This is a genomic window from Paenisporosarcina sp. OV554 (assembly GCF_003058165.1).
Lineage (GTDB): Bacteria > Bacillota > Bacilli > Bacillales_A > Planococcaceae > Paenisporosarcina.
Window position 1 is genome coordinate 1 of sequence record NZ_QBUC01000043.1, and the last position, 10,520, is coordinate 10,520.

At 39.3% G+C, this 10,520-nt stretch carries 9 protein-coding genes, 17 tRNA genes, 1 rRNA gene and 1 pseudogene; 3 read left to right on the top strand and 25 right to left on the bottom strand.

Features of this window, described 5'->3' with window-relative positions; genetic code table 11:
- Positions 1–123: 123 nt before the first annotated feature.
- Complete coding sequence (locus C8K15_RS19170) at positions 124–960, bottom strand: aldo/keto reductase (RefSeq protein ID WP_108588011.1); 837 nt, start codon at positions 958–960, stop codon at positions 124–126.
- Between the two features lie 160 nt (positions 961–1,120).
- Here C8K15_RS19170 and C8K15_RS19175 point away from each other — a divergent pair, with 160 nt between their 5' ends.
- A complete protein-coding gene (locus C8K15_RS19175; protein ID WP_108588012.1) occupies positions 1,121–2,425 on the top strand; it encodes an NCS2 family permease in 1,305 nt (434 codons plus the stop codon).
- 384 nt (positions 2,426–2,809) lie between these two features.
- Here C8K15_RS19175 and trmL read toward each other — a convergent pair whose 3' ends face one another.
- Both trmL and queG read right to left on the bottom strand, forming a co-directional pair.
- Positions 2,810–3,283 carry a tRNA (uridine(34)/cytosine(34)/5-carboxymethylaminomethyluridine(34)-2'-O)-methyltransferase TrmL gene (gene trmL, locus C8K15_RS19180; RefSeq protein ID WP_108588013.1) on the bottom strand — a complete coding sequence of 158 codons (474 nt, stop codon included), beginning with the start codon at positions 3,281–3,283 and terminating at the stop codon, positions 2,810–2,812.
- 12 nt (positions 3,284–3,295) lie between these two features.
- Positions 3,296–4,432: a tRNA epoxyqueuosine(34) reductase QueG gene (queG, locus tag C8K15_RS19185; protein WP_108588014.1), complete on the bottom strand. Its 1,137-nt coding sequence runs from the start codon at positions 4,430–4,432 to the stop codon at positions 3,296–3,298.
- 55 nt (positions 4,433–4,487) lie between these two features.
- On the opposite strand from queG, the gene C8K15_RS19190 reads away from it, so the two are divergent.
- Entirely contained in the window at positions 4,488–5,180 is a 693-nt protein-coding gene (locus tag C8K15_RS19190) for a B3/B4 domain-containing protein (protein ID WP_108588015.1), read from the top strand.
- Positions 5,181–5,259: 79 nt separating this feature from the next.
- Here the strand turns inward: C8K15_RS19190 and C8K15_RS19195 are convergent, their stop codons facing one another.
- From C8K15_RS19195 to C8K15_RS21050, 4 genes and pseudogenes are all read right to left on the bottom strand, one after another.
- Positions 5,260–6,024: an STAS domain-containing protein gene (locus tag C8K15_RS19195; RefSeq protein WP_108588016.1), complete on the bottom strand. Its 765-nt coding sequence runs from the start codon at positions 6,022–6,024 to the stop codon at positions 5,260–5,262.
- A 107-nt stretch (positions 6,025–6,131) separates the two neighbouring features.
- Positions 6,132–6,416 (bottom strand): DUF5658 family protein, encoded by a 285-nt coding sequence (locus C8K15_RS21045; RefSeq protein ID WP_483310868.1) that lies wholly within the window; start codon positions 6,414–6,416, stop codon positions 6,132–6,134.
- A gap of 211 nt (positions 6,417–6,627) precedes the next feature.
- Positions 6,628–7,229 (bottom strand): annotated as a pseudogene (gene wrbA, locus C8K15_RS19205) (NAD(P)H:quinone oxidoreductase).
- Between the two features lie 170 nt (positions 7,230–7,399).
- Positions 7,400–7,642: a DUF5658 family protein gene (locus C8K15_RS21050; RefSeq protein WP_108588018.1), complete on the bottom strand. Its 243-nt coding sequence runs from the start codon at positions 7,640–7,642 to the stop codon at positions 7,400–7,402.
- Between the two features lie 195 nt (positions 7,643–7,837).
- Between C8K15_RS21050 and C8K15_RS19215 the strand changes: the two genes are divergently transcribed.
- The gene (locus C8K15_RS19215; RefSeq protein WP_108588019.1) at positions 7,838–8,029 is read left to right on the top strand and encodes a hypothetical protein; all 192 of its coding nucleotides are present in this window, start codon (positions 7,838–7,840) and stop codon (positions 8,027–8,029) included.
- Between the two features lie 98 nt (positions 8,030–8,127).
- On the opposite strand, the gene C8K15_RS19220 is transcribed toward C8K15_RS19215, so the two are convergent.
- The 18 genes from C8K15_RS19220 to rrf form a co-directional block, all read right to left on the bottom strand.
- Positions 8,128–8,208, bottom strand: a tRNA-Leu gene (locus C8K15_RS19220).
- A 35-nt stretch (positions 8,209–8,243) separates the two neighbouring features.
- A tRNA-Cys gene (locus C8K15_RS19225) sits at positions 8,244–8,317 on the bottom strand.
- A gap of 10 nt (positions 8,318–8,327) precedes the next feature.
- Positions 8,328–8,402, bottom strand: a tRNA-Gly gene (locus C8K15_RS19230).
- A 7-nt stretch (positions 8,403–8,409) separates the two neighbouring features.
- Positions 8,410–8,481, bottom strand: a tRNA-Gln gene (locus C8K15_RS19235).
- A gap of 9 nt (positions 8,482–8,490) precedes the next feature.
- A tRNA-His gene (locus tag C8K15_RS19240) sits at positions 8,491–8,566 on the bottom strand.
- A gap of 44 nt (positions 8,567–8,610) precedes the next feature.
- Positions 8,611–8,686, bottom strand: a tRNA-His gene (locus C8K15_RS19245).
- 17 nt (positions 8,687–8,703) lie between these two features.
- Positions 8,704–8,777 (bottom strand) — tRNA-Trp (locus C8K15_RS19250).
- 5 nt (positions 8,778–8,782) lie between these two features.
- Positions 8,783–8,866, bottom strand: a tRNA-Tyr gene (locus tag C8K15_RS19255).
- Positions 8,867–8,875: 9 nt separating this feature from the next.
- A tRNA-Thr gene (locus C8K15_RS19260) sits at positions 8,876–8,951 on the bottom strand.
- A 13-nt stretch (positions 8,952–8,964) separates the two neighbouring features.
- Positions 8,965–9,040: transfer RNA gene (locus tag C8K15_RS19265), tRNA-Phe, on the bottom strand.
- A gap of 144 nt (positions 9,041–9,184) precedes the next feature.
- Positions 9,185–9,260: transfer RNA gene (locus C8K15_RS19270), tRNA-Asp, on the bottom strand.
- A gap of 3 nt (positions 9,261–9,263) precedes the next feature.
- A tRNA-Met gene (locus tag C8K15_RS19275) sits at positions 9,264–9,340 on the bottom strand.
- Between the two features lie 161 nt (positions 9,341–9,501).
- Positions 9,502–9,578 (bottom strand) — tRNA-Met (locus C8K15_RS19280).
- 119 nt (positions 9,579–9,697) lie between these two features.
- Positions 9,698–9,773 (bottom strand) — tRNA-Val (locus tag C8K15_RS19285).
- Between the two features lie 172 nt (positions 9,774–9,945).
- Positions 9,946–10,020 (bottom strand) — tRNA-Glu (locus C8K15_RS19290).
- A 22-nt stretch (positions 10,021–10,042) separates the two neighbouring features.
- Positions 10,043–10,134 (bottom strand) — tRNA-Ser (locus tag C8K15_RS19295).
- Positions 10,135–10,138: 4 nt separating this feature from the next.
- Positions 10,139–10,213: transfer RNA gene (locus C8K15_RS19300), tRNA-Asn, on the bottom strand.
- A 13-nt stretch (positions 10,214–10,226) separates the two neighbouring features.
- Positions 10,227–10,342, bottom strand: a 5S ribosomal RNA gene (rrf, locus tag C8K15_RS19305).
- Positions 10,343–10,520: the final 178 nt, after the last annotated feature.

Genomic DNA, 10,520 nt, shown 5'->3' on the forward strand with positions numbered 1-10,520 from the left:
AAGATGACTCCGGAACAATACCGAAGTCATCTAATCGCAACATGAATTTTAAGGTGCCTTTTTATTAAACTGTCCGTTAATAAGGGCTCAGTTCATTATTTACTCGGCGAATCTCTTTTTTTTTTAGAAGTTAAAATTGAAATTATCTGGGTCAGCACCTGTTCGTTCATTTAAATTTAGTGAATCAATATTTTTCATGTCTTCAAAAGATAATACAAAATCATGCACGTCTGCATTTGACACAATACGTTCAGGTGTCACTGATTTTGGAATCACAATTAAGTCCTGCTGCAAATGCCAACGAATAATAATTTGTGCAGGTGTCTTGTCGTGTTTTTTACCCATTCGAACAAGATACGGTTCATTTAGTAATCCACCACGGGCAAGTGGTGACCAAGAAGTTACTGCAATTTGATTGTCTGCACAGAACGTTCTCAGGTCATACTGTGTAAGACGTGGACTTAATTCGATTTGATTGACCATTGGTTTTACATTTGCTTTTGCAAAAATCTCTTCTAAGTGATGTTGATGATGATTCGAAACGCCCGTTGCCCGTATTAATTTCTCATCATAAAGGCGTTCAATAGCACGATATGTATCTTTGAATGTTTCTAGGACTGGCCAATGTGTTAAATATAAATCCAAATAATCAAAGCCTAAGTTTTCCAATGAAGTTTCAAATGCTCTCAACGTTTGGTCATAGCCTTGATCCGAATTCCACACTTTCGTTGTTACAAAAACGTCTTCACGTTTCACACCCGATGTACGCACAGATTCTCCGACTTCTTTTTCATTTCCATAGAGAGAAGCCGTATCAATTGCACGGTAACCAACTTGAAGAGCAGTAGTCATCGCTTGTATAGATTCTTCTGGGTTAGTCATTTTATATACACCTAAACCAAGCCTTGGCATTTCAACACCGTTATGTAAAGTTTTGGTCGATTGTAAGGTAAGCTTCATGTTCTTCATCCTTTCAACTCATTCTCCTTCTATTGTACAAACTTAAATCTTTTTTTACGAGCGAGAAGATTTTTAATGAAAACTATTGCACTTTAGCTGAAAAACGAATAATATATGGAATGTTGGTTATTTCGTTCGTCTTTTCGAAAGGAGACACACTATGTTTCGCTTAAAAGAGCATAATACTAATGTAAAAACTGAAATACTAGCAGGAATGACGACTTTCCTGACGATGGTTTATATCGTGATTGTCAATCCCGTGATATTGGCAGACGCTGGAGTACCTTTTGATCAAGTCTTTCTAGCGACTATTATTTCTGCAGCAGTAGGTACTTTATGGATGGGGTTATTTGCAAACTATCCTATCGCTATCGCCCCTGGTATGGGATTAAATGCATTTTTCACTTATACCGTTGTCATTTCATCCAACGGAGAAATTAATTACATCACGGCCTTTTCAGCCGTTTTTATTGCCGGACTATTTTTTGTCATTCTTTCATTAACACCATTACGTAAAAAACTAATTGAAATTATTCCTGAAAACTTGAAACACGGGATAACTGCTGGAATTGGATTGTTTATCGCATTTATCGGCTTGCGTCTATCCGGTTTAGTTGAAGCACATCCACAAAACTTAGTGAAGCTTGGTGATTTAACGAGTGCCCCAGTGTTACTTACATTGTTTGGACTACTTATAACGTTGATATTAACGGTTATGAAAGTCTATGGTGCTTTATTCTACGGAATGATCGCTACAGGAATTGTTGCTTTCTTCACAGGTCAACTAAAGTTTGAAGCAAAGTTAATGCAACTACCTTCATTACCAGAAGGCATCATAGTATGGAATCCTGCAGTCGCTTTGATGGATGTATTCCAATATGGAATGTTGGGAATTGTTATTTCCTTCCTACTCGTTACGTTATTTGATACAACAGGTACGATGATTGGTGTCGCGAAACAAGCTGGATTAATGAAAGGCAATAAAATGCCTCGTGCAAAACAAGCTTTGCTAGCTGATTCAGTTGCCACAACAGTTGGAGCAATGTTCGGTACAAGCCCAACATCGGCATACATCGAATCTTCTGCAGGAGTTGCAGTTGGAGGTCGTACTGGTTTAACATCAGTAACTGTCGCAATATTATTCATCATCGCGGCATTCTTTGGACCGCTTGTCTCTTCTCTTTCAAGTGTTGCAGCGATAACTGCACCTGCTTTAATCATTGTCGGTAGTTTGATGATAAGCGCTGTGAAGCATATTGATTGGGATTCTTTTGATGAAGCATTCCCAGCATTTATAATTATATTAACAATGCCATTAACTTCTAGCATTGCGACAGGAATTGAGCTTGGGTTTATTCTGTATCCATTGCTGAAGATTTTTAAAGGACAAGCTCGTAATGTTCATCCTTTACTCTATATATTCGCTGCTCTTTTCTTATATCAACTGCTATTTTTACCACATTAAAAAACGACTGGAGCCTTGTGCTTCAGTCGTTTTTTTTGACGATATTCTCCGTATATAGCTAGACGTTTCTGACAGTACACTCATTGAACGATATTCGCCACATTTGTGCCTTAGAGAATATTTCTTTTTGAAATGAAGTAAGCTATACTTAAGTATGATATTTAATTCTCTCAAAAGGAGGCAACGTTTATGAGCTTACTACTTATTCTTGGAGTCACTGTTGCATTCCTTGCTGCGATTTTCACGGCAGGATACGATGACAAACCAGGTACACCTGAAAAAAAATAAACATGTAAAAGGGACTGCTACTAACTAGCAATCCCTTTTTTATTTGTGCAAATATATCATTGCAGTATTCTTTCTCAGCGATACTTTGCAATTTTTTTAGGTCAATTTCGGATAGTCTTGTTGACGAAGTGCTTCATAAATCAAAATGGCTGCTGTATTTGATAAATTCAATGAACGCACATTGTCGTTCATAGGAATACGTATACAACGATCTTGATTCGCATCAATTAATTCTCTTGGCAATCCAGACGTTTCTTTTCCAAAAACGAAAAAAGTATCTTTCTCCCTGTCGCTATAGTCAAACGTTGTATGAGGCTTCGATCCATGCTTTGTTAGGAAGAAAAATTCGCCTAATGGATACTTAGCAAATAATTCCTCTAACCCGTCGTAATAATGAATATCGACGTGTTCCCAGTAGTCCAGTCCTGCTCTTTTTAACATCTTATCGTCTGTTGAAAAACCAAGAGGACGAATTAAATGAAGTTTTGTATCTGTTCCTGCACAAGAACGTGCTATGTTCCCGGTATTAGCAGGGATTAATGGTTGATATAGGACCACGTGAATGCTCATTTTTCCACTTCCTTAATTTACGGTTTGAAACGCTAAGCCTTTATGGATTTCTTCCACTACTTCTGCGTCTGTTTCTGTAACTACAGCTTGATGTAGAGCTGCTCTTCCCTCTTTAGTTCCAATCTTGCCGATAGCCCAAGCTGCTGTGCCACGAATTACTGGTCTCTCATCATTCACAAGTAAGTCAATTAAATCCGGAATCGAACTTTCTTCTTTAAAATGAGCTAACGCTAAAATAGCGTTACGTTGTATCGGTTTCTTCCCTCTCCATGAACCAGAGACATGTCCGAATTTTGTTTTAAATTCCTTGTTACTCATTTTTAACAGTGGTAGTAGCAGTGGCTTAGCAATTTCTGGATCAGGTTGAAAATCGAGTTGGTGCATATTAAACTTCCCTTTATTTTTGGGGCAGACCGTTTGGCACGTATCGCACCCATAAATACGATTTCCTATTTTAGTTCGAAACTCGTCAGGCAAGGATGTTTTTATTTGAGTCAGAAATGCAATACATCTCTGTGCGTTCAGTTGACCACCTTCGATTATCGCACCAGTTGGACAAACATCTAGGCACAATCGACAATCTCCACACTCGTCTTCCATCGGTGTATCCGGTGCAAAAGGAATGTTGGTAATAATTTCACCTAAATAAACATAAGACCCAAATTCAGGTGTAATTACGGCACAATTTTTCGCACTCCAGCCGATTCCTGCCCGCTGTGCAACGGCACGGTCTGATAACTCTCCAGTATCCACCATCGAGCGTGTTTTAGCATCAATGATATGTGACGCAATATATTCTTCTAATTTAGCTAAACGGTCTCGTAACACCGTATGATAGTCTGTTCCCCACGACGCGCGTGCAAAAATTCCTCTTCGTTCGCCTTTTTTTCCTTGTGGAGCGTTTTCCATGCGTGACGGATAGGCAATCGCAATCGAAATGATACTTTCCGCATCATTCAATAAAAGAGTAGGTGTCGTTCTTTTTTCAAGATCCGGCTCTTCGAAACCAGATTGATAACCAAGCTCTTGTTGCCGCTTCAATCGATTTTTCAATTCGCGAAAAGGATCGGAAGAAGCAAAGCCGATTTTATCAATTCCGATTGAGTGTGCATATGAAACGAGCTCTTGTTGAAATTGATTCACATTCATGAAAACTTCTCCCTCCTTATGCTAAAATGATGAAAAATGATCTGTAGGTGAAAACATGAAAATTTCAATCGATCCATCCATCTTTCTAATAGATGAACGTATTAAAATAGGCATTATCCATTATACCAAATTTGTGGTCTCAGAATCTCCTCAAATGCTAAAAGGGCGCATGCAATTGTACCAAGAACACTTATTTTTTGATTTAGAAGAAAAAGAATTGACTGACTACAGAGGAATTAAAGAGTGGAGAGCCTTGTGGAAAAAGCTTGGAGCGGACCCTGGTCGTTATCGCCCCTCCATGGAGGCTATGATGCGTCGTATTCGCAATCAAAACTATTTGCAGCCATTGAATAGCGCAGTCGACTTAAATAACTTCTTTTCTTTGCAATACGAAATTCCTGTAGGTCTATATAATTTATCTCATGTTGAGGGTGCTATCCAAATTGTACTTGGTAGTGCTGAGTCTGTATATACAGGCATAAATGGACGTGAAAATACCTTAAGTGGCATATTAACCATTAAAGATGCATTAGGCCCGTTTGGTAGCCCTTATGTCGATTCAATTCGTACAATAGTTAATGAAACTACAATAGAAGGGTTACAGGTATTCTTTTTACTACCTTCTACATCCCTAGAAGATGCAAAAAAACTAATAGAGTCCGCTGGAAAGATGTTTGCACAAATAAACGGAGGCAATTATTCAACCGTCATTTTATATAAGGACCATCCACAAGCTTCGATTGATTAATTGTTTCCATCATTCTCTATAGCTTTTCCTCGTTTTACAAAGCAAATAAAAACCGCTTCTCAAGGAAGCGGTTTTTCGATTAGTTTTGCTTTTGTTGTTCAATGATTACTTCTAAACCAGCATAAGTTGAACTGTATGCTGGGATATCTCTTTCAAGAGCCCCCATCGAAATTGCAAGCTTCGGACTGATGCCAACCAATATGCATTTTGCTCCAATTAACTTTAAGCAATCATACAACTTTTGTATATAAAATTGAACTTCTGAATCAAAATTACGTAGACCAATTAAAGAAATCAAAACATACTCAATACGGTGAGCAGAACATTCCATCAACACAGAAGAAATAAGTAAGTCTGCTCGCTCTGCATCATACTCACCAATTAGCGGCAATGCAATCGTATTTTTCCATACATGTAAAATAGGAATAGAAAGTTCTTTAATCAATTTTTCTTTCTTTTTTTCTTCTTCTGATTTTGTAGTTACATCCATTAACATCACAATATATCCTTCAATTTCGTTTAGGTCGTCCATAATAGGTGTAACAACTATATCCGTAACAAAACGATCTCGAATCGTAATTCGTGTTCGATGGGTAGTCTCTAAACGATCCATAACTTGTCCTTGAAGTTCAGGACGTTTATGAAAGTAGTCCACACTCAGTCCAATAAAGGATTGACTGTCTTCTAGCTGATATAACGGTGCGACAACCGACAATAACTTCGAGGCATTACTATTCATCCATTTGATAAGGAACTGTTTATCCGCAATGATAATATTTTCACCGATACTATTTAATGCTCTTAGCATGGAGATTTCGTTCGGTATTGATCCTACTTCATTCATTTAAATCATCCTATGCCTCTAATTATTATCTATAGTATATACAAAATCTAGGGGAAATCCTAATTCAATTATTGTGGGTTCATATGGATAGTTTTATTATTATTTAATTAAAACAAGAATGGTATAAACCAAAAGAGATGAAGAATAATTACACCCGTGTAAATAGCCACGACTAACCATAATAGAATATGAAGCTTACTTCCAAACCTCTTCAACCCCTTTTTATAAATGACATAGTACAATAAACCACTTAGCAATAGTTTAAGAAAGAGAACAAACTCAGGCTGGAGCATACTCAATAATGGATTAAGTTCTTCCATTTGAGAATTTTTTAGTCCTATGTATGTTAGTACTCCATCCACTGCATTAAAAACTACAATGAGTAATGCCAAGTTCGACAGAATAGCTCACCTCAAGTATTTTTTTGAATCCTTATATGTTATGTATATTGAAGGATTATCAATCCGAAGCACTGAGGAAATTTCGTTTTTTATTAATATATAATCGAAGAGAAATTGAAGGAATTTTAAAAGGCAGAACTGTGAGAAGTTGTTCAACTTCTCACAGTCTGCCTTTTTTATTTAAGAAATATTTTCCTATGTATTATTGATTCGCTTTTTTAACCCATTCAGCTACTGTAACAGTTCGTTTTGCTTGGTGTGTCACAGCACCTTGAACATCCTCAACCATTTTTCCTTCTTGATTGACTGATACACTAGTTCCATATGGATTTCCGCCAGCACCATACACTAAAGGATCGGTATACCCTGGCAACCACAATTGCTCCCCAATGGTACATAGTTGTATATAGTGCTAATGTTGTGACCTCTTGTCCGCCATGAGGGTTTTGTGCAGACGTCATGGCACTCACTACTCTATTTGTTAACTTGCCATTAAACCACAATCCTCCTGTTGTATCTAAAAAACTCTTCACTTGACCAGGCATATTCCCAAAACGTGTTGGAACACTAAAGATAATTGCATCTGCCGACTCTAAATCAGCTAAAGTGACTTCAGGCACATTTTGGGTAGCAACCATATTTGCTTTCCATGCCGGATTTGAATCTATGGCACTCTGAGGAGCTGTTTCAGGCACTTTCAATACTTTCACTTCAGCACCGTTTTCTTTTGCACCTTCTTCTGCCCACTTAGCTAACTGATAGTGTAGAACTGTAGTAGATGATTGCTAATTTTACATTTGAAATAATATTCATCTCCCTGTTAGATTTTCTAGCTTAGTACTGAATTTCGCGATTACTAATGCCTACTTTTCCTGTATTCCCTTTAAAATTAATTCTACTCCATTTTTTTATTAGTTCGATTAGTTCACCATGCTTAAACCAATCCAAAAACAATGTGCAACAAATACTAACAACTAACAAACATTTGCAAAACTAAGGAGATATTTAAATCCTCTTCCAAACAGTAGCATCCGGTGTTGTAAACTATGTACCGCTAGAAAAGTGCTTAGATATAACTTAATCATTAGAATATAAAAGGGATTTAGTTCTGCCAATATAGGATTGGCTTCCGTAATAATCGATAGAGAAATACCAATATAAGTGACAATCCCATCCAAACTATTCAATAGCACTAACAACCATGCGGAGCTTATCATTTAATCACCTTATACCAATTTTGATAAAATCAGTGTGGTCATTTATTTATACGAATAATCACTTCTCTATGTCCACAAACTTCGAGCACTGCTTTTATTATTATTTAAGTATTTTATTTAAATGTTCGACTTGAAATTTAAAAAGAATAAACTTTTTCATTCAGAACAAACTATTAGAAATGGAGGTGAGTTTCTTTGAGTACAAATAATAGCAGGAATCAGCAAAGACAAAATAAGAATATGAAAAAGGCAACATTTGAACGTGAAGAATTTGGCTATGGATACGATGTAAGTCCGGATGATTTGGATACGGTTGGTCAAAACAAAGCAGCCAAAAATAATATTAAGCGCGAACCCAATCACCCCGTAAATAATGATAAGAAATAATTCCTCGTAATGTGCTGCAACAGAAACAATTGCAGTTTCCTCTTTAAATATACAAAAAAGCAGTATCTACAATTAAGTAGATACTGCTTTTTAAATGATACCCGAGGCCAGACTCGAACTGGCACGCCTTACGGCACCGCATTTTGAGTGCGGCGTGTCTGCCATTCCACCACTCGGGCAAAATATTACAAGCAGACAAAAATCTAAAAATATATGGAGGCGGCAACCGGATTTGAACCGGTGATAAAGGTGTTGCAGACCTTTGCCTTACCACTTGGCTATGCCGCCAAAATAAAAATGGAGCGGAAGACGAGGTTCGAACTCGCGACCCCCACCTTGGCAAGGTGGTGTTCTACCACTGAACTACTTCCGCAACAATACTGGGGAACCTGGATTCGAACCAGGGCATGACGGAATCAAAATCCGTTGCCTTACCGCTTGGCTATACCCCATCAATAATATGGGGCGAACGAGGGGAATTGAACCCCCGAGTGTCGGAATCACAATCCGATGCGTTAACCACTTCGCCACGCCCGCCATAATGTGTTATTGAATATAAGCTTTAATCTAAGTTAGGAAAATGGGGCGACTGAAGGGAATTGAACCCTCGAATGTCGGAATCACAATCCGATGCGTTAACCACTTCGCCACAACCGCCATAAAAGATATAAAATTGGCAGGGGCAGTAGGAATTGAACCCACACTAGAGGTTTTGGAGACCTCTGTTCTACCTTTAAACTATGCCCCTAAAGTTGGTGGAGGGGGGCGGATTCGAACCGCCGAACCCGAAGGAACGGATTTACAGTCCGTCGTGTTTAGCCACTTCACTACCCCTCCAATTGAAGATGGTGCCGGAGAAAGGACTTGAACCCTCAACCTACTGATTACAAGTCAGTTGCTCTACCAGTTGAGCTACTCCGGCTGGATAAATTTAATGGTGGCTCAGGACGGAATCGAACCGCCGACACAAGGATTTTCAGTCCTTTGCTCTACCGACTGAGCTACTGAGCCACATTGAATTTGTGCTAAGCTTTGAATCTCTTTGTCAGCTTCATTCGTTCATTCAGTCACGTACGTTAGTACGCTCCTTCACTCACTCATTTTGCTTCCTCGACCTTCTTTGCTTATCTCAAATTCTTAATACTTCATAAAAAATGGCGGTCCCGACGGGAATCGAACCCGCGATCTCCTGCGTGACAGGCAGGCATGTTAACCGCTACACCACGGAACCATTTGGTTGCGGGGGCAGGATTTGAACCTGCGACCTTTGGGTTATGAGCCCAACGAGCTACCGTGCTGCTCCACCCCGCGATAATATTATTGTTGTAAACACCATTGCTTCTACGCTTACGTCATGATGGACATCTGCATCGGCTTCGCCTGCTTCGATGTTAATCACCATCTTCGTTTGGCGATTTGCTACACCCTCGCGATTTCTTTAGCGTGAGTATTGTTATTTGATCTAGATTAATTGGTTGCGGGGGCAGGATTTGAACCTGCGACCTTTGGGTTATGAGCCCAACGAGCTACCGTGCTGCTCCACCCCGCGATAATATTATTTGTATAAACACTATGATACAACGCTTATGTCATTGTGGACATCTGCATCTTCGTTTGGCGATTTGCTGCACTCTCGCGATTTCTTTAGAGTGTTAATAGTGTGAAAAATGGTGGAGGATGACGGGCTCGAACCGCCGACCCTCTGCTTGTAAGGCAGATGCTCTCCCAGCTGAGCTAATCCTCCGTTAAAAAGAATGAAAAGCGGTGTATTTCGTTGTCACTTGCACAGGATGTGCTGGCTTCTACGTTGCCACAGGACGTGGCGAATTTAGTAGAAGAACATCTCCGAATCGTTTCCTAGAACTACTTGCTTTTGATTCTTTTTACATACTGGTTAAAGTTACGTAAAAAGAAATTGGTGACCCCTACGGGATTCGAACCCGTGTTACCGCCGTGAAAGGGCGGTGTCTTAACCGCTTGACCAAGGGGCCATATATTATAGAAGGAAATCTTTGGCGGAGAGCAAGGGATTTGAACCCTTGAGACAGTTTAACCCGCCTACACGAATTCCAATCGTGCTCCTTCGGCCACTCGGACAGCTCCCCAATATGGCTCCGAAGGTAGGACTCGAACCTACGACCAATCGATTAACAGTCGATTGCTCTACCACTGAGCTACTTCGGAATAGTAATTTATTGCCTGGCGACGTCCTACTCTTGCAGGGGGAAACCCCCAACTACCATCGGCGCTGAAGAACTTAACTTCCGTGTTCGGTATGGGAACGGGTGTGACCTCTTCGCAATCATCACCAGACTATTTGTTTTGTAAGACAAGATTTATTATACCAAGTCTGACGAGATTTACAAGTGTTTTTTATTATTTTAAAAAACTATTTCTTGTTCACTCAAAACTGGATAAACGGGCCATTGAAAGCCATTCAAAATTGTGGTTAAGTCCTCGATCGATTAGTATTCGTCAGCTGCACACGTCG